This window comes from Phnomibacter ginsenosidimutans, assembly GCF_009740285.1.
In the GTDB taxonomy this organism is placed as follows: domain Bacteria; phylum Bacteroidota; class Bacteroidia; order Chitinophagales; family Chitinophagaceae; genus Phnomibacter; species Phnomibacter ginsenosidimutans.
On record NZ_CP046566.1, the window covers coordinates 1,775,641 to 1,799,404 of the forward strand.

Annotated in this window: 15 protein-coding genes; 12 read left to right on the forward strand and 3 right to left on the reverse strand. The window is 43.6% G+C overall.

What is annotated here, in order from left to right:
* Nucleotides 1-25 precede the first annotated feature (25 nt).
* The gene (locus GLV81_RS07690; RefSeq protein ID WP_157478286.1) at nucleotides 26-1,027 is read right to left on the reverse strand and encodes an NAD-dependent epimerase/dehydratase family protein; all 1,002 of its coding nucleotides are present in this window, start codon (nucleotides 1,025-1,027) and stop codon (nucleotides 26-28) included.
* Between the two features lie 17 nt (nucleotides 1,028-1,044).
* Nucleotides 1,045-1,953: a glycosyltransferase family 2 protein gene (locus GLV81_RS07695; RefSeq protein WP_157478288.1), complete on the reverse strand. Its 909-nt coding sequence runs from the start codon at nucleotides 1,951-1,953 to the stop codon at nucleotides 1,045-1,047.
* Nucleotides 1,954-2,610: 657 nt separating this feature from the next.
* Here GLV81_RS07695 and GLV81_RS07700 point away from each other — a divergent pair.
* The 12 genes from GLV81_RS07700 to GLV81_RS07755 all read left to right on the forward strand — a co-directional run bounded on the left by GLV81_RS07700 (nucleotide 2,611) and on the right by GLV81_RS07755 (nucleotide 22,120).
* Nucleotides 2,611-3,807, forward strand: coding sequence for a glycosyltransferase family 2 protein (locus GLV81_RS07700; RefSeq protein WP_157478290.1), 1,197 nt, complete (start codon nucleotides 2,611-2,613; stop codon nucleotides 3,805-3,807).
* Between the two features lie 23 nt (nucleotides 3,808-3,830).
* Nucleotides 3,831-4,196 carry a response regulator gene (locus GLV81_RS07705; protein WP_157478292.1) on the forward strand — a complete coding sequence of 122 codons (366 nt, stop codon included), beginning with the start codon at nucleotides 3,831-3,833 and terminating at the stop codon, nucleotides 4,194-4,196.
* Between the two features lie 158 nt (nucleotides 4,197-4,354).
* Nucleotides 4,355-5,458 carry a sugar transferase gene (locus GLV81_RS07710; protein WP_197429018.1) on the forward strand — a complete coding sequence of 368 codons (1,104 nt, stop codon included), beginning with the start codon at nucleotides 4,355-4,357 and terminating at the stop codon, nucleotides 5,456-5,458.
* A gap of 100 nt (nucleotides 5,459-5,558) precedes the next feature.
* The gene (locus GLV81_RS07715; protein ID WP_157478294.1) at nucleotides 5,559-12,533 is read left to right on the forward strand and encodes a fibronectin type III domain-containing protein; all 6,975 of its coding nucleotides are present in this window, start codon (nucleotides 5,559-5,561) and stop codon (nucleotides 12,531-12,533) included.
* A 267-nt stretch (nucleotides 12,534-12,800) separates the two neighbouring features.
* On the forward strand, nucleotides 12,801-14,969 hold the full coding sequence (locus GLV81_RS07720; RefSeq protein WP_157478296.1) for a GumC family protein: 2,169 nt from the start codon (nucleotides 12,801-12,803) through the stop codon (nucleotides 14,967-14,969).
* 5 nt (nucleotides 14,970-14,974) lie between these two features.
* Complete coding sequence (locus tag GLV81_RS07725) at nucleotides 14,975-16,063, forward strand: acyltransferase family protein (RefSeq protein WP_157478298.1); 1,089 nt, start codon at nucleotides 14,975-14,977, stop codon at nucleotides 16,061-16,063.
* Nucleotides 16,064-16,066: 3 nt separating this feature from the next.
* Nucleotides 16,067-17,416 carry a lipopolysaccharide biosynthesis protein gene (locus GLV81_RS07730; RefSeq protein ID WP_157478299.1) on the forward strand — a complete coding sequence of 450 codons (1,350 nt, stop codon included), beginning with the start codon at nucleotides 16,067-16,069 and terminating at the stop codon, nucleotides 17,414-17,416.
* Complete coding sequence (locus tag GLV81_RS07735) at nucleotides 17,413-18,612, forward strand: glycosyltransferase family protein (protein WP_157478300.1); 1,200 nt, start codon at nucleotides 17,413-17,415, stop codon at nucleotides 18,610-18,612. Before GLV81_RS07730 ends, GLV81_RS07735 begins: the two co-directional genes overlap by 4 nt.
* A gap of 117 nt (nucleotides 18,613-18,729) precedes the next feature.
* A complete protein-coding gene (locus tag GLV81_RS07740; RefSeq protein WP_157478302.1) occupies nucleotides 18,730-19,869 on the forward strand; it encodes a hypothetical protein in 1,140 nt (379 codons plus the stop codon).
* Nucleotides 19,811-20,191: a hypothetical protein gene (locus GLV81_RS07745; RefSeq protein ID WP_197429019.1), complete on the forward strand. Its 381-nt coding sequence runs from the start codon at nucleotides 19,811-19,813 to the stop codon at nucleotides 20,189-20,191. The genes GLV81_RS07740 and GLV81_RS07745 overlap by 59 nt, the downstream gene beginning before the upstream one ends.
* Nucleotides 20,192-20,229: 38 nt before the next feature.
* Nucleotides 20,230-20,934, forward strand: coding sequence for a TolC family protein (locus GLV81_RS07750; RefSeq protein ID WP_157478306.1), 705 nt, complete (start codon nucleotides 20,230-20,232; stop codon nucleotides 20,932-20,934).
* A 16-nt stretch (nucleotides 20,935-20,950) separates the two neighbouring features.
* Complete coding sequence (locus GLV81_RS07755; protein WP_157478308.1) at nucleotides 20,951-22,120, forward strand: acyltransferase family protein; 1,170 nt, start codon at nucleotides 20,951-20,953, stop codon at nucleotides 22,118-22,120.
* Here GLV81_RS07755 and GLV81_RS07760 read toward each other — a convergent pair.
* Nucleotides 22,101-23,756, reverse strand: coding sequence for a hypothetical protein (locus GLV81_RS07760; protein ID WP_157478310.1), 1,656 nt, complete (start codon nucleotides 23,754-23,756; stop codon nucleotides 22,101-22,103). The genes GLV81_RS07755 and GLV81_RS07760 overlap by 20 nt on opposite strands.
* Between the last annotated feature and the right edge of the window lie 8 nt (nucleotides 23,757-23,764).

The following is a 23,764-nucleotide window of genomic DNA, read 5'->3' on the forward strand; positions in this document are numbered from 1 at the left end:
TTGTTTGATGCTTTTAAGAAAGTGTTTATTTGGTAATCACCTGCCAGCCGTCGGGCAGTTTTTCGGTGATTTCGATGTTGCCGAATTCCTGGCTTTGGCGGGCACCCACTCTGCGGGCCCAAGAAGCCATTTTTGCAATGCCGTCTTTCAACGACAGGTTGAGGCCTGCGCCAAATACTTTATGTGCTTTTGCATGACTGCTGTAGGCATGCAACACTTCATTGCGGGCACTCAGGTAGTTAATGTTTGGTGTTACACCAAATTCCGCACAAACCACTTCTGCCAGTTCATTTACGGTGTAAGGTTTGTCGGCACCGATATTGAAAGTTTCATTGTAAGAAGCTTCAACGTCTACACATTTTGCAATGGGGATGGCAACATCGTCGATATAGCTGAAAGCACGGGTTTGCGTACCATCGCCAAAAATGGTAAGTTGTTTGCCTTGCATAATCTGGTTCATGAAAATGCCGATTACGTTGCGGTATTTATCGCCAATGTTTTGGTTTTCGCCATACACATTGTGCGGACGGAAAACCACATAGTTCAGGCCAAACATTTCATGGGCAGCTTTCAAATCGAGTTCTACTGCATACTTCGATACGCCGTAAGGATCTTCAGGTATCGGTGTCATTTCCTCGGTCATGGGCAGCTGGCCTTTGCCATACACTGCAATGCTTGATGTAAACACAAAGCACTTTATTTTATGCTTTACCGATTCGTTGATCAGGTTTACACTGCCAATCAGGTTATTGGTATAGTTGAAATTGCGGATAAAATGGGAGAGACCTTCGGCTGCATAGGCTGCCAAATGGTATACATACGTGAATTGGTATTTGCTGAAAAGCTGTTGAACCAGCGCAGCGTCAGCCACACTGCCTTTTTCGAAAATAGCACCTTCGGGTATATGGTCTTCGAAGCCACCGCTAAGGTCGTCGAGCACCACCACTTTGTGGCCCATATCCATGCAATGCTTTGCAACGTGTGATCCAATAAAACCAGCGCCGCCGGTAATTAATGAAGTAATCATAATTGTGATTGTTTGATTTAGGTGGGGGAATATTTTGATGTTGTGAAGTTCCATGCAATGCCTTTCCAGAAAGATTTCAGGTGCTCCTTTTGTCCGCTGGTGATGAAGCGCAACACAGTTTTTGGAAAGGTGAGAAATGCGAAAAACAGTGAGAAGCAGAGGAATTGCCAAACGTTGGAGTTTCGACGCATATACAATATCCTGTTTCTGGTATGGTAATAAACCTTGATGGCACTTTGCTTACCCATGGTAATGGATTCTTTGTGGTAAATAAGTGCCGTCGCTTGATAATAAATTTTGTACCCGGCTTTTTTGATTCGGCTACTCCAGTCCCATTCTTCATAGTAGATAAAGAATTTCTCTGGAAACATGCCCACTTTATCAATCACTTCTCTTTTTACGAGCATAGCGCAGCCGTGGGCTCCATGTGTGTAGCCTGATGTATCATGTTGCCCCTTGTCTTCTTCTTTACTGCCTACAGCTGAGGCTCTTCCGGTAAAGACATTGATTTCATTAAACCCGGCATATTGAATCACATTGGGGTGATGATAAAAACGGATTTTGGGAGAGGTGACGCCAATAGTCGGGTCATTATAAAATGGAGCCAACAGTTCATCGAGCAAATCGGGCGTCACTTCGGTATCATTATTTACTATAAATACATAATCTCCTTTTGCCTGACGCATGCCCCAATTGTTGCCGCCGGTAAAGCCAAGGTTTTCTTCGCTACGCAGTACCCGGGTATTGGGTATGTTTAGTGCATTGATTTCTTCGGTTGGGTCTATGTTCGAGCCCATGTCACACACCAATGTTTCAAAGTTTCTAAACTTCAACAACTCAGTTGATTTCAGAAAATCAATGGTAATGGGTGTTTGATTATAATTGAGTGTGACAATAGAAATGAAGGGGAGAGGTTGGTGGGGCATAAGCAGATGGGATAAATGAATAAGCGTTTCCGTTTATCGGGTATTCAGTCGAAGCTAACAATAATTAAAGGTTGAACAATTATTTTGATGCATTTTGATTGCTCAAATGCATTACCGCTCTGTATGGCGGTGGTAAAAGGGGGGTTAAGGGTATAAAAAAAGTCGGGACGCTAAAATAGCAGAAAAAATAAATGCAGCATTGAGTTTTTATGTAAAATACTAATTATCAATTTGGAGCATGTTTTTTACAAACAATCTCAATCGAACTTTCGTCTACTAAAACCCATGCTTCGCAGAGAAAGTCAAAAAAAAATTTGCTTTTTGTCAAATTGCGTGTACTTTCGAACTGTGGTTAAACTTTTAATGTTTAGCCCACTACCCTAGACAAAACCATAACCTAAACAACACCCTTAAACAGAAATCCCAACCCGCCCCAACCCGATTTTCTAGTACCTATTTTTCCGACCAGATTCTTTGCGCTTACCCTAAACCGCAAATTATTGTATTTGCATCTTTGGAAAGAGGATGTAAACAAGCTGGTTCAACGTTGCTGCCATCCATTCAATTTGGGTGTGACACTCTTCGGTGTCATACTTGAAGAAAATGTGATGATAGGTAATAGTTTCTCTGGTGTGGCTCACTCAGTAACCCTTAAACATGAGCACACTATTACACATATTATTTTGGACAAGCCTGGCCGTAGTTGTGTACACATACTTAGGCTACGGAGCTATTGTTTTCGTGCTTGTTAAGTTGCGTCGTTTGTTTACAACGCAAGAGACATATACTTCTGTTGCTCATCAATCTGTAGCCTCCGTTTCTCTCATTATTGCCGCCTATAATGAGGCTGATTGTATCAGGGAAAAAATCGAAAATTCTCTCCAACAACATTATCCTGCCGATTTGCTGGAAATCATCATCATTACTGATGGTTCTAATGATGAAACCCCTGCTATTGTTGCCTCTTATGAGCCTCAGGTGAAGTTGATGCATCAGCCTGCCCGAATGGGAAAGACGGCTGCACTGAACAGAGCCGTAGCACATGCTTCTAATGACATTCTGATTTTTAGCGATGCAAATACGATGCTGAATCAGGATGCTATTGCCAATATTGCCAAGCATTATGCTGATGCCACAGTGGGTGGTGTAAGTGGTGAAAAACGCATTGTACAAACCATTGGTGTAGGTGCAGTGGCAGAAGAAGGTTTGTATTGGAAATATGAATCTCTATTGAAGAAATTAGATTCTGCGCTTTACACAGTTGTAGGTGCAGCCGGTGAATTGTTTTCCGTTCGTAAAAGCCTTTACGAGAATGTTGGCAACAACATTATTCTCGATGACTTTTATATCTCGTTGGGTATATGTGCCCGTGGCTATACTGTGAAATATGAGCCTGCTGCATACGGTGAAGAATTGCCTTCTCAAAATGTGCAGGAAGAAGAAAAACGCAAAATCAGAATCGCTGCTGGCGGATTTCAGGCCATGCAGATTTTCAAGCCATTGATGAATCCTTTTAAGTATGGTGTGTTAGCCTTTCAATACGTTTCGCACAGGGTAATGCGTTGGGCTGTATGTCCATTTTTATTACCCGTGATATTGTTTAGCAACATCGCATTAGCCTTTATATCACCCTCTTTATTGCTGAATGTATTGTTGATTGGCCAGGTATTTTTTTACCTGATGGCACTTACCGGCTGGTTGCTCAATAAGCAAAATATCAAGCTCAGATTGGTGAATGTTCCATATTATTTCTTGTTTATGAACATGGCAGTATATGCCGGCTTAAATAAGTTTTTGAAAAACAATCAATCTGCAGTTTGGGAAAGATCTGCCAGAACAAAGTTGTCCGCTTAATATACCCTTAACCTACCCTTACCATGAAAAAGATTTTATTCATCGACAATTCCAAGCCCATCAGGCTGTTGTTGTACAATCTTTTCAAAAAAGACTATGATGTAGTAACTGTTCCTGATAGTGCTACTGCATTGTACCACATTTCAGAAGTTGGAATGCCTGATGTAATCATCATTGACCCATCTGAAGCGACCAATTCAAAAGATTTCATGTTTATGCAGTACATCAAAAACAGTATTGTGTTTCGGCACATTCCTATTGTAGTGCTCACAAAAGATATCAGCAACACCGAGTTGTTGGTGCCAAAAGAAACAATCAGCTTATACATAGAAAAACCATTTGACCCTATGAAACTGCGGGGTAGTATCAGCAGTTTACTAGCCAGCTGAAAGGTTGATTAGTTTTCCATTCACACAAACATTTACTTCAGTAGTAAGTGCCACGAAACACCGCTATTCGTTCGACAATACCCTTTTGAAAATCCCTATCAAACCCTGAACGTATGATTACACACAACGATCATTCAACATTATTGGTATCGCCAGTAATGCAGTTTAAAACTGTTGGTTCAAGAACCTTCAAAGTGAGTGAAGCCGTAACAGGTCTTGACGCTTTGATTGTGAGCCTTCCTGGTTATTTAATGCATACAGATGACTGGAGCAGCATTCCTGATTCAAAAGTGATGCACTCTCTTAGCGAGTCCAAAAATCTGTTGTTGGAAATGCTTCATTGCGGCGTAAAAATGCCCGACATTATTGTGTATGAGGGCAGAATTAGATTTTCTGAAATTCGTCAGTTTTACTCCTTTTTACAAAGTGTTCCAGAATTCAGGAGCATTCCTTTCGTATATCATTACGTATGTAGTGGTGTATTTACAAAAGATGAATTATACGAAATGGTGAAGCATCGTTTGTTTGATGATGTGATTTGCCAGAGCGAAAGCAAGGAAAGCCTGATGCAAGGTGCTGCAGTACTGAAAAGTATGAAGCAAATGAAAGCTGATATGGCTGTACAACCCTTGGAAACAGAGGGGCTTCACAAATCACAGAATAAACTGGATGTAGATCCGATTTTAAAGCGGACGCTTGATATCATGGTTTCTTCTGTGGCTTTGATTGTGTTGTCTCCCATTATGGTATTGATAGCTTTGGTTATTTACCTCGAATCAAGAGGTCCCATATTTTATATTTCTAAAAGGGCAGGCCGCGGATTTGATGTTTTTAATTTTTACAAATTCCGCACCATGATTGTAAATGCTGATAAGAAGTTGGACGAGTATGCCAAGCTCAATCAGTATGCAGCAGAAACTGAAAATCAAGATGGTCCAAAGTTTTTCAAAATCGATAATGATCCTCGTGTAACCAAAGTGGGTGCTTTTTTGCGTAAAACCAGTTTGGATGAATTGCCTCAATTGTTCAATGTGCTGAAAGGAGATATGTCTCTTGTGGGTAATCGTCCACTGCCCTTGTATGAAGCAGCAACTTTAACCTGTAATGAATGGGCAGAAAGGTTTCTTGCACCTGCAGGTATTACTGGTTTGTGGCAAATCAGCAAACGCGGAAAAGCCAACATGTCGGTAAATGAACGGGTTGGTCTGGACATTGAATACTCCAGAAACTTTGGTTTTTATACGACTTGCGCATTATGGTGAAAACGCCATCTGCCATGTTCCAAGACGCTAACGTGTAGCTTATTCTTCCTTTTTCGATATAGTCACCATTCCTTACTCTTTTTCATTAAAACCCTTTTCAGTGAAACGCTTATTTCTTTTACTCACCATCCTTGCTGCATGCACGGTAACATTTGGTCAGGCGGGCGTACTCGACCCTAATGACCCTATTGTGAATTACAATGCGGCGAGCCCACCACCCAGCCCAACCCTGAACCGTATTACCAAGTGGGTACGTACACCACGGGTAAACTGGGATGCAACTCAATTCAAGAGCTACATTTTCCAGGGTGTTCAGTTCCGGGTAATGTTTCCCAAAACTTACCAGCACAACGTGTCTGACGGAAAAGTGTATCCCGCCACTGTGTTTTTGCATGGTTTGGGAGAACGTGGTTCTGCTTATGACAACGAGTACCAATTGCTGCATGGCGGACAAACATTCCGCGACCGTGTAAACAATGGTACCTACGATGGCTTTTTGATTTATCCTCAGTTCGGTGCAAACAATTCCGGCTGGGGTTCAAGTCATTTCGCCACACTTGCCCGAATCATTGATTCGATGGTGAAGTATGTGAAAGTTGACGTAGACCGTGTAATGGTGCACGGCCTCTCAATCGGCGGCCAGGGTACCTGGAAGTTTATTGAAGAGTATCCTAAAGTATTTGCTGGTGCTCAGCCTATAAGCGGTGCATCTTTAGGTTATATTCCTGGTATACCTAAGTACCTCGAAATTCCTATTCGTTTGTATACAGGTGATAAGGATAATAACCCTGCACCTGGTACGGCTGTGGCTTTGGTTGACTCGTTTAAAAACAGGGGAGGTAGCATTGTGCATACCCGTTATCCAACTCAAGGTCACGGGTGTTGGAATACTGCATGGGCAGAGTCTGCCTGGGTTCCTTTCATGAATAACATTCACAAAGCAAACCCCATCGTATATTTTGGAAGAAGCGAATTTTGCCCCGGAGATCCTGTTAATACTACACTTGGATTGACAGCAGGATTTGCTGCTTATGAATGGGAGAAAGATGGAGTAGTAATACCTGGTGCTACTACCAATAAATTGGTCGTAACTTCTTATGGTACTTATCGTGCAAGGTTTAAGCGTACATCTACCAGTGCTTGGTCTGCATGGTCGCCAACACCCATTGTGGTAAGAATTAAACCTACTACACTTACACCGCCTATTCAAATTGATGGCATGTACAGTAATGTTGTGCCTGCAACCGACGGTCGTACTACAGTACCACTTACTGTAACGGGAGATTATATTGGTTATGAATGGCGTCGGGTGAGTGATAACGCAATTGTTTCTACTACAAAAGTATTTGAAGCACCAGCTGGTGAATACAAGCTGAGAGTAACTGAATTGTATGGTTGTTCTTCAGAGTTTTCAACCAACTATACTGTTATCAATGCCAATGGTACAACCGGCTTGCCAGATGCTGCTGGCGGACTACTGGCGCTGGGTGCATCTAAAACAACCATCCAGCTCGACTGGAGCGACAACCCTGCACCTGCCAATAACGAAACAGGATTTGAAGTGTACAGAAGTACATCAAATGCCGGCCCTTTTACTTTGATTGGCAAAACAGGTACAGATATTGTGTCCTTCCTGGATCAAGGACTGAATCCAAATACCAGCTATTACTACGTTGTTCGTGCTGTAAACAATAACGGTGCTTCTCCTGTAACGGCTGTAGCTACGGGTAAAACACAAGTAGATGACAGCGCCCCGACAGCACCACAAAATCTTGTTATCACCTCTTCAAATCAGAACTCAATTTCATTACAGTGGAATGAATCTACTGATGATGTTGGTGTAGACAAGTATGACATTTTCGTTGATGGCCAGAAGTCATATACAACCAGCTCAAACTATTTCACGGTTCCGAACCTTACCGCTTTCCAGACCTACAATTTTCAGGTAAGGGCTCGTGATGCCGCCGGCAATTTGTCGCCGCTCAGTAGCCAGATTACTGGTCAGGCCGCCGCTTCAGGTTTGTCTTACAAGTTGTACAATGGTACATGGTCTACATTGCCCAACTTTTCTACGCTTACGCCAGTTCAAACCGGTCGTTCTGCAAACGTGGATATAACCTTAAGAAACCAAGCAAACAATTATGGTTTCTTGTGGGAAGGCACCATTAAAATTCCTGTTTCTGGTAATTATACTTTCGAAACCTGCTCTGATGATGGTAGCAAGTTGTACATCGGCAGTTATAGCCATACTGCTACAGCATTGGTAAACAATGATGGTGCTCACGGCAATCAGTGCAGAACAGGTACTATCTCACTGACCGCTGGTTTGCATCCCATTGCAATCACCTATTTCCAAGGTACAGGTGGTCAGTCAATGCAAGTGTGGTGGCAAAGCACCGCTGCGGGTATTGCCCGTCAGCAAATTCCAAGCACTGCTTTTGATGAGTCAGTACCTTTTGCAGGGGCAGCACCTGTTGCACCTTCAAGTTTGAAAGCTGCAGCTACTGCTCATAATAAAATACAGCTCAGCTGGACAGACAGAAGTGATAACGAAAATGGTTTTGAGATCATTCGTAGCACTTCTAAAACTGGTCAGTATATCACTGTAGGTACTGTGGGTTCAAACCAGACATCATTCACCGATTCAATTGGCTTGACTGCTAATACTCGCTACTTCTATAAGGTTAGAGCCATTGGCCAATATGGTGAGTCTGCATTTGCATTCAGCTTTGCAGAAGCACGTTGGAGAATGAATAATAACAATGCAGATGAAACCGGTGGCGCCAATACTTTGACGCTTGCCAGCGGTGCAGCTTATAACACAACGGCATACGAAGGTTCACATTCAGTTTATTTTGATGGAACAAATGATGTGGTTGACGTAAGCGGACCCAACAATTTCTTAAAGTCATCATTTACTGCAAGAACTGTGGCGTTGTGGATACGTCCGGAATTGCTTACCAACAGTCGCTTGATTTTCGACTTTGGTGGTTCCGACAACGGCATTGCTATGCGTATCAATGCCAGCCAATTGCAGGCTGCTGTGGTAAATGCCAATACATCAGTTTCTGTATCTACAAGCTTCACTACTGTAAATGCATGGTCACACGTGGCAATGGTTTATGCAGGCAATACATTGCGTTTGTATGTGGATGGTGTTCTTCGTGCTGAGAATACAAACCTTTCTTTCAGCTCAGTTGCTGCTACTACCAATAACTCACGTTTAGGCTACCACAATAGCGGTAATGCCTTCCGTGCAAACGCTACTGCATACTACCGTGGTAGAATGGATGATTTGCGTGTCATTGATGCAAATCTTTCTGCCGCAGAAATCAACCAGTTAATGACAAGTAATTACCTGTCTTCTGATGCTATTACCAATGTACTTCCTGCTATTCCTGCAGCAGCTACTTCATTGGTAGCCACAGCTACAGGTAGCAATACGGTTGATGTAACATGGGTAGATAATGGTAGCAATGAAACTGGTTACGATGTGTATCGTTCGCTGTCTACCAATGGCAATTTCAGAAAAATTGCTACTGCGCCTGCAGCAGCCGGTACAGGTTCTACCATCACCTTTAATGATGCTTCACTTTTTGCCAATGCCATTTACTATTACAAAGTAGTAGCAACAGGTGTGGGTGGTAACGCTGGCGATAGCAATCAGGACTCTGCCAAAACTGGCAATGATGCCCCAGTGATTACTGCATTAGCCAATACTACTATGAAGTTTGGCACTATCAAGAATATTGCCATCAATGCAGCCGATCCTAACAGTGATGCTGTTGTATTGGCGGGTGTTTCTTTGCCATCATTTGCTACACTTAGCGATAATGGCAATGGCACTGGTAACCTTACTTTGTCGCCTCAAATTGGAGATATTGGCAGCTATGCTGTTCAGTTGACTGCAACTGATAACTATGGTGGAACCAGCAATATCACATTCAATCTTGTGGTAGATGCTAATAATCCTCCAACACTTGATCCTGTTGTAATAGGCAGTGTTGCCGAAGGTTCAAGTACAAATGTTTCGGTGTCTGCAACTGATTTGGATGGTCAGTCAGGTCTGACAATTACAGCTACAGGTTTGCCTTCATTTGTAACGCTTACAGATAATGGCAATGGTACTGCTCAATTGACTGTAGCTCCGGGTTATGCCGATGGAGATACGTACAACTTCACTGTACAAGTGGCCGACGCACAGGGTGGGGTTGATAGCAAAGCCGTTTCTCTTACCGTTACAGAAGTTATTCCTAACGAAAGAGTTTTGGTGAGCATTCAGAGAGCTTCGGCTGCCCCAAGTCCCTGGAACAATGTGATAGGTCTCAACACCAGTGCATTGAAAAATACAACTGGAGCCAGCACGTCAGTAGGTCTTTCTTTCCAGACAACAGCCTGGAATACATTTGACCAAGGTCCGGTGACCGGTAATAACAGTGGTCTGTATCCGGATGCTGTCATCAGAGATTACTACTACTTTGGCATTTTTGGTGCGCCAAATACCATCAACGTTCGTACTACGGGCTTGAACCCTGCTAAAAAGTACAAGTTCTCTTTCTACGGTGGTAGTAAGTGGACAGGTACTCCGGATAATGGAACCACTACTTACACAATCGGTAGCCAAACTGTAAGTCTGTACGTTCAAAACAACAATCAGAATAAAGTATCGATTGAGAATGTACAGCCCGATGCATCTGGTGTAGTCACCTTTACCATGGCGAAAGCTGCTGGTACTGCTGTTGGTTACCTCAATGCGCTGGAAATTGAAAGTGCATTTGATGATGGATCTGCTCCGGCTTTACCAAAAGATTTTGCAGCAGCACTCATACCTACAGGTGGTGTAAAACTGACCTGGAGAGATGTGGCTTATAACGAAACAGGATATGAAGTGTATCGATCACTTCAGCCTGATGCAGACTTTGTATTGCTGAACCCTGCAGCTACCAATGTAAACAGCAGCAGCTATGATGATTTGACCGTCACAAGCAGCACTACTTATTACTACAAAATCAGGGCCATTGGCAACAACGGTAGCTCTGCTTACAGTAATGTAGTGAGTGTAACTACCGGCAACAAAACGCCTGTAATTACCGGTGGTTCTACGTTGTATGTAAAAACAGATGCACTGGCTACGCTGCCATTTACTGTAACAGATGATGCCAGCGATGTGCTCACAGTTACAGCCAGCAACCTGCCTGCATTTGCTACTCTGGTAAACAATGGCGGTGGTTCTTACCACATTGCAGCTACACCAAGTGTAGATAATATTGGAGTGTACAATGGCATTCAAATTACCGTAGCTGATGATAAAGGCGCCAGTGTTGTGAAGAATGTAGCCATCAGCGTTACAGATAAAAACACAACAGCTATTTATCTGAATTTCGGCAGCGAAAACATGCCTGCAGTAGCACCTTGGAACAACCTTCTGGGTTACCCAATGGGCAACAAGAACATACAGAATATGACTGACGAAAATGGTGCTGCCACAACCGTTGATTTCGCATTGGTTCAGCAGTGGACAGGTACTACAGATCTTGGTCATATTACTACCGACAATTCTGGTGCATTTGGCGATGAAGTAATCAGAAGTGCCATCTACGAAAGCACTACGAATGCCAAGCAAGTGAAGTTTTCAGGTCTTACTCCAGGTAAGTTGTACAACCTCGCTTTCCTGGGTAGTGTAAATGCTGGCTTTGATGCTTCTGCAACCATCACCAGCGGCAGCCAAACTGTACAAATGCAGTCTCGTTACAACAACGACACTACTGCAAGACTGAATGGTTTGGTGCCAGATGCCAACAATGAAATATTTGTAACAATCACCAAAAACAGTGGTGCATTATACAGCTATCTCAATGGCCTGGTAATTGAATCTTATGATGCAAGCGTAGGTACTTTGGCGCCTGTGGCACTGAAAGCAACTGCTGCAACCCGTACTTCTGTAACCCTGCATTGGTCTGACCGGGCGAATAATGAAACAGGTTACGAACTGTGGAGAGCAACTGCAGGTGGATCATATGCCATGCTCACCAGTCTGCCAGCAAATACGACCAAGTATACTGACAATACAGCTGCTCCTGGTACCCGTTATTTCTATATCGTTCGGGCTACAGTAAGCGGTGGTGGTACAGAGTTTAGCAATGCGGCAGCAGTACTCACTCCGGGCAACATTGTATACCTGCACTTCACCAATCAGTATCCTGCACCTGCACCTTGGAACAACACGAATGTGATTCCGCAGGTAGGCGACCGCTACGAAAACCTGAACAACGATCAAGGCAATATCTCTGGTGTTGCTGTCAACCCGATCAGCAGTTTCAATGGTGAATTCTGGGCGGGTATGAACACCGGCAATAACAGCGGCATTTTTGCTGACCCTGTTTTGATTAGCAGCTACTGGTTAGATAATGGTCAGAAAGTGCAAATCAAGATTGATGGACTCAACCAATCGTTGAAGTACAAATTGGGCTTCTTTGCTAGTGCCAACTGGAACTACAACCTTACGACCAGTTACACTGTCAATGGAAAAGTGCGTTACCTCAATGCATCAATGAACACTTCACGTGCAGAATACATCGACGGCATTACACCAACTGCCGATGGTGAAATCTACATCGAAGTATCAACCAATGCACTGGCTCAGTTCGGCTTCCTGGGTGGCTTAATTATACAAGGGTATTCAGCAGCACCTGCACCAGCAGCACCTGCTAAGCCACTGTTGGCTCCACCGCCAGTTACTCAGTCTCGCAATACAACTACTACTCCTGCTGTAGAAAATGCAGCCAGAGTAAACCTGAGCCAGCCAGCAACCAGCACTTCTGTAAGTGCATATCCCAATCCGTTCAGAAACGAAGTGGTATTCAAGATTGGCGGAAACGAAAAAGCGAAAGCTTATCAAATTCAGCTCTTGAATGCGAACGGTTCGGTGATTACTGACCGGAAAATAACAATGGCCGCTGGCAACACTGTTTCGATGAATCTATCAGCCTTCGCTTTGAAGCCGGGTATGTATATCGCCAGAGTGGTGGTAGATGGTAAAGTGACACAGACGATTAAGTTATTGAAGATAGAATAAGGGTAAGCGTGACGGCAGGTGGTCTCCATTCTTGGAGGCTGCCTGCTATTTTTTAAATCCATATTCATCGCCAGTCAAGGGGTGTATATGGATTTTTTGCAAATGCGAAACCCCATCGGCAGCAAATGACTGCTGATACTCACAGAATTATCATTCTGGTGTTGCAGCATTGACCTAATTTATGGTACATTGCGGTAACATTAACCAGGTCTGTCTGCTATACAGGTTCGACCCGGTTTTCCACAGATACCCCAAATTCCAACAATCATGGATTTGATCTTTTTTACCAGGCATTGGCTAAAAGAAAATGGCTTGGTTTTACTGCTGACCATTTTTGCTGCGGCCATTGGATTCACCTATGCATTTCTGAAAAAGAAAAGCTATTTGTCAAGTGCTCAGTATTCTACTGGTCTTACCATGCAGTCAAAAGCGCTGCAGGAGGACTTCAACGTATTTGAGATTGACGTAAAATTCAACAACGTACTCGAAACTTTTAAATCGCCCAACGTGATTGGATTGCTTACCTATCGGGTATTGCAACACGATTTAAATGCCGAAAAGCCATTTAAAGTTTTAAGTGAAAAAGAAAAGGCGGAAGTTCAGGAATTGAATTTGCCCAAAGAGAAGGCATTACAAATTTTGCGCAATAAAATTGATTCCGTGAGCTTGCTTTCTACAGCCAACGCTGATGAAAATAAGCTGCTCGAAATGCTGGAAATTTATGGATACGATTACGAAAGTTTTGTAAGCACACTAAGCATAAACCGATTAGCCAGAACGGATTATATTGATATTCTGTATCGTTCAGAAAACCCGGTTTTGTCTGCTACTGTGGTAAATGCCATCGGACCTGAGTTTATGCGGTTTTACAACTCCTTGTCCAATGTGCGTTCCAATGAATCGATGGAATCAATCAACAGACAACTGCAGCAAAAAGCCAAAGAGTTTGATAGCACATTTAATAAACTGCAATCGACCAAAGCAGGATTGGGTACCGCAGATATTTCTGCAGCGGTTTCGGCGGCATTGAGTATAGTGCAAGATTATGAAACCAAACTGGCTGATGAGAAAGGAAACTACAACCGGAATATGGCGCAGTTGCAATCGGTAACAGGACAGCTGCAAAGAATGCCGCCGCCGGTGAGTGGTGGTGGAAACAACAGCGAAATTGTTGCAATTCGTAAGCAAATAAGTACACTCGAGGCAGAGAACAATGCGAAAGGCGGCAATGACCAGGCATTGTTGCAACGGATTAAAAAACTGCAACAAGACCTGATTGAAAAAGGCAGAAGCAATAACGTGGAAAGACCGGATGAAGAATTGCGCAAAACACTTCAGCAACGCAAATACGAACTGGAGGCAGACATTGCATCCGCAAAAGGAAATATTGCAGAATATGAAAGCATGATACGCAAGTATCAGGCTCAGGCTTCTTCATTAGCAGGTAAAGATGTGGATGTATCCCGTGAACAGGCCAAGGCTGATATTGCATCGAAAGAATTTGCCGATCTCAAACAACGCTTTGAGGCAGTACAAGGGTACAAGCAGGATGGAGGATTGAACTTCCGTCAGACACTGATGGGGCAGCCTGCGTTGAAACCTGAATCTTCTCGTACCATTTTGACAACAGGTTTGGCTGGTATCGTAACGTTCTTCCCGATCAGCTTCATTATTCTATTGTCCGCATTTTTTGATAACTCGATCAAATCGCCATCTCAATTTGCAAAAGTGGCTGGCTTTAAGCCACTGGTAAATTTGAGTTTGATACCCTTAAAAAAGCAATCCTTAATGGCATTGCTCGATGAGCCGGTGAATGAGAAAAAAGCTACTGAAAAAGTATTGTTCATTAACGGCATACAACAGTTGCGTATTGAATTGCAATCGCAAAAAGTGCATTCGCTTGTAATGGCCAGCTATGAAAGAGGGGAGGGTAAAACCGTTGCAATCGTTGCCCTTGCAAAAAGCATGGCGCAGGCAGGTAAGAAAGTATTGGTGATTGACGGCAACTATGTTTCTGCATCACTTACAGAACAATTGAGTGGTAATGATGGATTGTCTCCATTACTGGGCACTACAGTCTCTTCTGCTACGTTGAAAAAACAAATAACTGACTCTGCTGTACCAGGTATTTCCATACTAGGTATTGCATCCTCCACCGCACCACCCGTGGGTCTTGCTGAGACCATTGCTCAGATTTTGGAAGTTGCTAAATCAAACACTGATTTTGATTGCGTTTTGATTGAAGTGGCAGCGTTGAAATATCATGTAGACGGACTGGAAGTACTTGCCAGCACTGAAGCTGTAGCAACGATTCATGCAGCAAACAATGTGTTGAATATTGCTGCCATTGAAAGTATGCAGCGAGTGCAGCAGTATGGCAAAAACTACCTGGGCGCTGTATTGAATAAAGTGGAAATGGACGTGTTAGAAATGTAAGCCGCATGCAGTCGCTTCAACAAAAAACGAACCGCTACGGGTGGATAGATGTTGCAAAAGGTATTGCCATTATTCTGGTGGTATACCGGCATGTGTTTGAGGGACTGTCGAGAGCAAATCTTGGTACCGAATCATTTCCCATGCTTGAAGATGCCAACATCATGTTCTTCAGTTTTCGCATGCCTTTGTTTTTTATGATCTCGGGCATTTTTGTAGCCTCCAGCTTAGCTAAAAGAGGCTTTGGTTGGTTTGCGTTGAATAAGACAGGTACCATACTCTATCCTTTTTTGCTCTGGGGTTGTTTGCAAATCACATTGCAATTCATCATGTCAAAATACACCAATGCAGACCGTAGTTGGATTAGTTATTTCGATTTGATTGTCAGGCCCCGTCGTATCGATCAGTTTTGGTATTTGTATGCTTTGTTCAATGTGTCAATGCTGTTTGCGTTGCTGTCGCATTGGTTCAAATTACAAGCATGGCAACATGTATTGTTGGGTATTGTTTTGTACGCTGCCTCTGGTGCCATTACGGTGTATCACATCGAAACCGGATTTGTGTATGATATTTTACACTACTACATTTTTATGGCCTTGGGTAGCTGGATTGCTCAATACATTTTTAGGCCAGCAGTAGAAGTATGGGTAAAGAAGACTTGGGTATTATTGCTGTTGCTGCCGTTATTTCTATATGCTAATTATCAATTTTTGATGATTAATAATAGCCATGGTAGTGCCAATCACATTGAGTATTACCAACCGGCATTGTATTTCTTCATTGCAGAGATTGGCGGCCTGTTTATGCTCATGCTAAGTATGCAACTCAATGGTACAGCTGTCGGCAAAATTTTCGCAGCCATTGGCAGGTATAGCCTGCAGATTTATGTAATGCATGTGCTGGTAGCATCGCTGGTGCGCACCGTTTTCAGTAAATTCATCGGCTATACTTACGTGCCAGTGTTACTGTTCATATGCATTGCTTTGGGCATGCTCATACCTATGTTGGTGGCCAGCATTGCACAAAAGAAAAACTGGCAATGGATTTTTCAATGGTCCTTTGAAAAGAAACAAGCTCCAACATTGGTGACACAATAATTCATGGCAAGCAATACACATACCGCCAGTTCTACACTCAAAGCAGGATTGTACAGCGCCCTCATTAAGGCCAGTACATTGGTGTTCGGTATTGCCAGTACGGTTATTCTTACCAGAGTACTCACCGAATCTTCTTTGGGTACATGGGCGCAATTTTTACTCATCAGTTCTATTATAGAAATCATCAGGCAAAGCATGGTGCGTAATGCCCTCATTCGCTTTTACCATGTAGCAAAAGCCGATGAAAAAGATGCCGTTTATTCAGCCGCCATGTGGCTCAATGTTTTTATCACAAGCCTCTCCAGTGTGGCATTGGTGCTGCTGGCCTTATTCAATATCGAAGCCCCACTGCATGCAGCCGGCCTCAATGAAATGTTGCTGTGGTTTATTCCCGGAAATATACTCATAGGAGTAAGCACCTATTTTGAATGGCGCATGGCTGTATATCCCAATTTCAAACCGGTATTTCATGCATTGTTCATCCGTCAGGTAGTGGCGTTGAGCATCGTTGTTTTACTGGCTTTCGGATGGTTAGACATGTCGGGCTCTGCACTGGTTTGGGCATACAACGCCGGCATCTTTGCATCGGCAATATTTATTCTGTGGAAACACAATAGTGTGTTCCGGTTTCGCTGGCATTGGGATGCAGCATGGGTGAGTAAGTTTGTACACTACAGTAAATATGTCGTGGGTACAAATGCTGCGTCTTCTGTGTTCAGAACCACCGACCACTTCATGACTTCTATGCTGATTTCTTCGGCGATGGTTGCTCCATTAAGTATTTGTGCCAGGCTTACCAATATTATCGACATTCCTTCGCAGGTATTGGCCGATGTGTTGTTCCCCAAATCTGCAGCACTGCATGCCGGTGGTGGAAACAATGAAGTAGGGGCATTGTATGAAAGAGCGGTAGGTATTGGGCTGGCCATTGTTATTCCTGCTGCATTGTGTGTGATTGCTGTTCCCGGAATTTTCTTATACCTCATTGGCGGCGAAAAATATACCAGCTTTACGCAGTTGTTGCAGCTTTGTGTATGTGTTAGTTTTTTCATGCCTTTTTTACGTCAGTTTGGTACACTCCTCGATTCAACAGGAAAGCCGCATATCAATATGATCATGATGATGGTGCTGATGACCGTGAGTGTGATTGCCTGTTACTTTTTCATCAGCTCCGTTGGATTGAAGGGTGCTGCTTATGGTGTGCTAACGGCTCATGCATTTGTGTTTATCATCAATCAGCTAATCATGCGTCGTTTGTTTGATGTATCAATACCTCGGATATTCATGCAAATGATATATGCATACCAATATTTGTTGGGCATTGCAAAAACTAAACTGGCTTGGGCAAAATGAGTACAACCAACCAACATACCAGCTTTGTAATGATGGGCCTGCAGCCTTGGGATATTGAAATTGGCAGCAATTTCAAAAACATGGCGGAGGAATTGTCGAAGCATTACCCGGTGTTGTACATCAACCGGGCACTCGATCGTATTTCTGCTATTCGCCAGCGAAAGGATGCAAAGATTATTCAACGGAAAAAAGTTCGTGCATCTGGAAGCCTGTTGATTGAGGAAGTACAACCCAACCTGTTTGTATTGACACCAACTGTTATTCTTGAATCCATCAACTGGATTGGACATGCAGGTTTGTTTGACTGGTTAAATAAACGAAACAACCAGCGCCTTGCTATAGATATTGAAAAAGGAATGCAGCAGCTACATTTTCAGCAACCGTATTTACTCATCGATAATGATTTTTTTCGAGGACAATACCTCAATGAATTGCTGCCGGTGAAAGCCACGATATACTACATCCGTGATTATCTGAATGCGCAACCTTATTTCAGTAAGCATGGTAAAAGACTGGAGCCTGCTCTCATGGCCAAAGCCAATTGTGTAGTAGCTAATTCAAAATATTTGTCCGATTACGGCAAGCAAAACAATCAGCATAGCTACGATATTGGTCAGGGTTGTGATTTTAGTGGCTTGCAGACTGAATCATTGCCTTGTCCGGAAGATTTGGCCGGCATTGCTAAGCCAATCATTGGCTATACAGGCGCATTGATACAATCAAGGTTGGGGATAGAATTGCTGGAGCATGTAGCTCAATATGTAAAGGCATCGTTGGTATTGGTGGGGCCGGAAGATGAGGCATTTCGCAACAGCATACTGCATCAATTGCCGAACGTGCATTTCTTGGGTACTAAGCCTGCTGCATCCTTGTATGCCTATATACAGCATTTTGATGTGTGTATCAATCCACAGGTGCTTAATGAACTCACTATTGGCAATTATCCCAGAAAAATAGATGAGTATCTGGCATTGGGAAAAGATATTGTAGCCACCAAAACTGTAGCTATGGAAATGTTTGAACCCTATGTAAAAACAGCGGAAAGCCAAGAAGATTTTGCAGCGGCAATCAACGCATATTTACAACAGCCGGGTGATGCCGCCATGCAAGCAAATCGAAAAGCCTTTGCTTTGTCGCATACATGGGCTGCTTCCATTGCTGCTATGTTTAATGCGATGCAAAAAGCAGGAATTTAATAGAAGCGTATGGCACAACGTAACAGCACCAATGATCGCATACTGGAAGTAATTCTTACCACCATGATTGCTGTGGCCATGTTATTTATTTTCATGAAAGTGTTGTTTTTCTAAAGTATGAGACTGGCATCAAATACATACAAAGCATGGATTGATACCCTCATCGGTAAAGCAGTTTTAATTGCCATTACAGCTGTGGTGGCTTTTCTGGTGGCATCCAACCAACTGGTGCTGGCAATGGCTGTAGCAGCAGCGCCATTGGGTATTGGTTTCGTATTGGCTGTATTGGGCAATCCTTACTTTGGTTTTTATGCGCTATTCGCCTACACGTTCATCATGTTTATGCCGGGGCGTGTATTGGGAACAGATTTACCAGTGGGTATTGGCGCCGAATTATTAACGGTACTGGTACTGATGAGTGCTTTGCTCCGCAAAAAAGTGCAGCAGCAAAAGATAGATGGTTTTGTGCGGCAGCCGGTAAGCATCATGCTCATCATCTACACTGCGTATTTACTCGTTGAGTTTTTCAATCCCAATATGCGCAGCATGTCCGGGCTTATTTTCTATTATCGGAAAGTACTGGCCTTTCTGCTTATTTATTACATCGCTTATTTGTTACTCGACGATTTGCCCAAAATTGTTCGCTTTTTTAAGTTCTGGCTCATCATGTGTGTGCTGGCCGGGCTATATGCCTGCAAACAGCAGTGGTTCGATTTTTTTGGGTTTGAAACCCGCTGGCTCATGAGTGATCCGCACAAAGTGAAACTCTATTATCAGGGTGGCATGTTCCGTAAAATGTCATTTTTAAGCGACCCTGCTGCCAGTGGTATTTTGTTGGGTTATACTGCCGTTATTGCATTGGTATTATCGCAGTTCAAACCTTTTGCAGCATACAAACGCTGGTTGTACTTCGCATGTGCGGCCATGGTTTTAGGCGCCGTGTATTCTGGCACCCGTACATCGTATATCGTTATTGCAATTGGTGTCTCCATTTACATCCTTATGAATTTTCAGCAGAAACGAACACTCATTTTTACCGGGGTTTCATTGTTGGCATTGGCGTTTATCTTATTTGGGCCAGTCAATAATGCCGCCATCAACCGGGTTCGTACCCTCATGAATGGCACCAACGATGCATCGCTGAAAGTGCGGGATGAAAACAGAGAATTAATTCGGCCATACATGCTTGTCGCATCCTATGGGTGGCGGATTGGCTACAAATGGGGTAGAAGGCGAACGATACAATCCCGGGCATGAACTGGCAGGTTTTCCTACCGACAGCGGCTACCTCAAATTTGCCTTGGAAGCTGGCTGGATAGGCCTGGTTATTTTGTGCCTGTTGTACTTTGTGATGATGCAACAATGTGTGCATCATTATTACCGGTCATCCAATCCTACCATCAAAGCATTGTACTGCGCCATGGCGGCGGCATTGTTTGCGCAAATTGTAGCCCACTACGGACAAATAGCCATCGGCCAAATGCCCGGCATCTTATTTTTCTTTGCAATGATGGCCGTCATTGGACGACTCAAACAGTTTGATGACCCCAACATTGCCTGGGAGGAAGAAGAACAGTAAAGCCCGATTACCTACTTTTAAAACAAATCTCCACGCTTATGAAACCCGGAAAGTATAGCTGCCTGATGATTGCATTGCTGCTGAGCAGTGTAGCGGCTGTTGCACAATCACCTCAAATGAGACCTGATTCTACTATCAAAGACATCCGTCAGCGATTGATAGAACTGGCACTACCCGGCCCCGATATGGAAATTGCCGACCGCAATGAAATCATAGCACAGCAACAATTGCAGCGTTCCAAACGCACCATCATGAACCAGCTGATTGTGACGGGTAACCTCAATGAATTTTCTATCAAAGGCAGTCAGCCAACACAAAATCAGGCCAACCTTTTTCCGCGGTACAATATCGGTTTGCAATTGCCACTGGGTGTGATGTTTACACGAGCAAAAGACATTCGGGTAGCCGAGCAAAATGTAGCCATTGCACATGCGGAGCGTTCTAAAACTTATGGCGAAATCAAAGCCATCATCCTGAAAAACTATGAAGACTTTTTGATGTATTCTGCACTGTTGGATGTACAAACCAAATCGACTTCTGCCGAATACCTCAACTTTTTAAAAGTGGAAAGCGACTTTGAAAACGGTGCTGCTACTGAAGATGCGTACAATGATGCATTGAAAAAGTACAACGAGGAAATGACGAAGAAAATCAATACCCAACGCAACCGTGAAATTGCCCGTATCGAAATTGAAAAATACATCCTCGTTCCTTTGGATGATGTGATTAAAGGCTTGCGTTAATTTCTATTGCACACATATGAGCACTGCTACCGCACAAAAGAAACCGCAAATCTTTTTTCCAAATCTGGATGGCCTGCGTTTCTTCTCTTTTTTTGTTGTGTTTTTATTTCACAGTAATAAAACCATTTTCAGCAATCTGAAGGGTACACAATGGTATGACCTCACGAACGGACTGTTTCAGAATGGCAATCTTGGGGTGAATTTCTTTTTTGTACTCAGCGGTTTTCTCATTACTTATTTGCTGATAAAAGAAAAAGAATTTGCCGGCGATATCAACGTGGGTAAGTTTTATGTGCGGCGCATTTTGCGCATCTGGCCGTTGTTTTATGCCTGTATTTTTTTAGGCTTTGTGGTGTTTCCACAAATAAAAATAGCCATGGGTGGCCAGCCCGATGAAGTAGCCAATATCTGGTACTATGTACTCTTGGCCAACAACTTCGACTTCATGCATAGCTGGCCGGTAGTGCCAGATGCATTGATTCTTTCTGTGCTGTGGTCCGTAGCAGTAGAAGAACAGTTTTACCTGAGCTGGCCGGTTTTGGTTCGGTTTATCAAGCTACGGTTGCTGCCGGTACTGATGGTGGGTATCATCATTGGTACACTCATTTTCCGCAGCTTTTATACCAACAATGACGAACACGATTACGGTGTACGCTACTTCCACACATTTGCTGTGATTGGCGATATGGCCTGGGGTGGACTGTTGGCCTACGGTGCGGTATTCAGCAAACGCTTTATGCAGTTTTGGGAAGCCTTACCCAAACGGGTGATTGCCGGTATTTATGTAATGGCCTTTGCTATTTTATTTTTCAAAAAAGATATACTGCCACCCATTCCTGTGGTGCTGGTTTTTGAACGCCTGATTATTGCTATTGTGTTTGGCGCCATTATTATGGAGCAGAACTACAGCAAACATTCGCTGTTCAAAATGCAATCCTTGAAACGCATTTCAAAACTGGGTGTGTACACATACGGATTGTACTGCCTGCATTTTGTAGGCATTATTGCAGCTGGTGTGGTGTTTGACAAACTACACCTCGACCGCCGCAGCCCGGGTATTTCATTTGCAGAAATGTTGCTGGCACTGGCATTGAGCCTCGCCATCAGCATTGCTTCTTACCATTGGTTTGAAAGCTGGTTCCTGAAATGGAAAGACAAGTTTGCTGTTATTGTAAAGGGGAAGTAGCGCTGCTGTCTTTGGCGGCATGCTTTGGTACAAACACTTCAATCCAGGTATCCGTGGGGCGGCGTGGCGCATGAAACGAATCAACTAGTTCATAGTTGGTCAGCAGTGAGTCCCGCACTTCAAATGGAAAGAAGTTGTTGAGCTTTGGCATGTATTCAAACAAAACCAAATCGTAGTATTTATTGTGTACACGGTCGGTGTACAGCTTGGTTTCTCTGTCGAACATGGCTACGCCACGGTGGTGCCACAGTGGAATATGAATGCCGCGGTCTTGTTCGTATTTCATTTCCAAAATGAGCGGTGTCAGTTCTGTAAAGTTGAGAATACGGCGAGGTTTGTCAGTTGGTTTGGTTACCGCATCCATCTTCATCACCCGTTCAATTCCTTCAACAGTGGAAGGCGGCATGTAAATTTTTTCAAAGCCCTTTCTGTTCGAAAAAATCCATTTACTCATGGGTACATCTGATGTGTCCGACTTAATCATGTACGTGTTTCTGCCCACGGCGGCAGCGGCTGTTTGCTCTCCACTATTGGCCCTGCTTACAATGCGGTTGATGTATTTCCAATACGTGCCGCTCCACCAAAGCAGCATGCCGGCCATTACCACAGTAATAGTTTTAATTGAATTGAAATTGAGGTCGGCCATGCGCTGGCCCAACAATTGCAAAATGAAAACAGCAGCAAAACTGTGAAAGAAAATATTGTTGTCGGGTGGCGTGTAACTGGTGATTTGAAAGATGCTGGCTTCGGCCAAAATCCCCACAGTAAGCAGGAAAAACAGCATCATCATTTTATCGGCCCACAGTTGTTTCCATTTTAGCAGACGGGGCAGCATGAGTAGTAAAATGATGAACAGGTAAAACTTAATCCACTGCGAATTAGTGAAGAATTCATCTACAATATCAAACGCCGACAACCGGGAGTTGTGCGGTGGCTGGCCATGATTGAACCAGTAGCCAAAATCGGTTCCCCGCAGGGGCAGTAAGAAAAAGGCGGCTGCCAATGCTATACCGGCCAATGCTGCGGGCAGGTACCACCATTTTTTATCGGCAATACTGGCGTAGCCAATCAATGCGAGACCAATCATAATGGCCATGCCGCCACCATCTTGCTTGGTAAAAAAGCTGATGAACAGGAAAGCACCACCGGCCGCAAACCACAGCAAACGGAGTTTGTTTTGGCTCGTGATGGCTTTGAGTAAAAGGGCCAATGCTACAAATTCATACACAATAACTGTGTGGTTGTACCAGGGCCAAAAATTGAAAAAAGAAAAAGACAAACAAAAGAGCAATACGCCGGCCAGCCTAAGTCCCGGCTGCACCTGCAGCGATTTGAGCATGCTCCTGAAAGCCAAGCCAGACAAAATGTTGATGAAGACTTGTGCCTTTACCAATGTGACCAGACCGGGGCCGAATATCTTGAAAAAGAATGCTGGTACCACCCAAAACATATAACCCATGGGCAGGCCAAAATCCTGAAACGGTGTCTGGCCCTGCGAAATGCGGTAAGCGCCTTCCCAAGACAGGAAGATGTTGACCCGATAAGGAAAAGTGCTGAAAAGTGGCACCAATGCAAAAGCAATGATGATGAGGATGTCGGAAGTGAAAAGGAGTCGTTGTAGTTTGGTTGGTTGCATGGCTAGGA